The organism is Streptomyces mutabilis (assembly GCF_014649815.1).
Lineage (GTDB): Bacteria > Actinomycetota > Actinomycetes > Streptomycetales > Streptomycetaceae > Streptomyces > Streptomyces mutabilis.
Genome location: NZ_BMTT01000178.1, coordinates 1 through 647, shown reverse-complemented (window position 1 = coordinate 647; position 647 = coordinate 1). Strand labels below are relative to the sequence as shown.

The 647-nt window shown below is 39.7% G+C and carries 1 protein-coding gene; it reads right to left on the bottom strand.

Annotated elements, in window-relative coordinates; all coding sequences use genetic code 11:
• On the bottom strand, nucleotides 1-647 hold a 647-nt coding region (locus IE142_RS39915; protein WP_229831257.1), incomplete at both ends, for a histidine kinase dimerization/phospho-acceptor domain-containing protein.

The window sequence follows — 647 nt, the reverse complement described above, 5'->3', positions numbered from 1 at the left end:
ACTCGGTGATATTTAGTGTCAGGCGATAATGGGGAGACGGGGGTCTGACTTATGCTCAATACTGCGACCGCATCCATTGCATTAACAAACAGGTTAACTAAGACCTGCTCTATTTGTGTTGGATCGGCACAAATATTCAGTTCACTGGGGATATTATTGATAATGGTGCACTGCTCTCGTTTAGAGCGCGATTCCACTAATACCATGGCACTTTCCACCAGCCCCTGTAACGGCGCTGAAACATAACTGACTTCAGATGAGGATTTTTTAGAAAAATTACGTAATGCCGTAATGATCCTATTCATACGAGCACATAATTTTTCAATACGCTCAATGGGATCAGGAAGTTGGTCATATTTCTCCATCTGTAGTGTTAATTTAACGCTATATAAGTAGGTATTAATGGCTGAAAGCGGTTGATTTAATTCATGTGCAAGACTGGTCATTGCTTGTCCTACTACAGCCATTTTGGCCGCTTGCACTAACTCTTCTTGTGTCTGAATTAAGTGTTTTTGTGCTTGTTCACGACGCACAATTTCTTCATTTAATTGTTTGTTCTTTTCTTGTAAATCTTGGGTTTTTAATGCCACAAGATGTTTTAATTCTAATCGACTTAATTCTTGGCGAGTAATATCCGTGATCGTCAC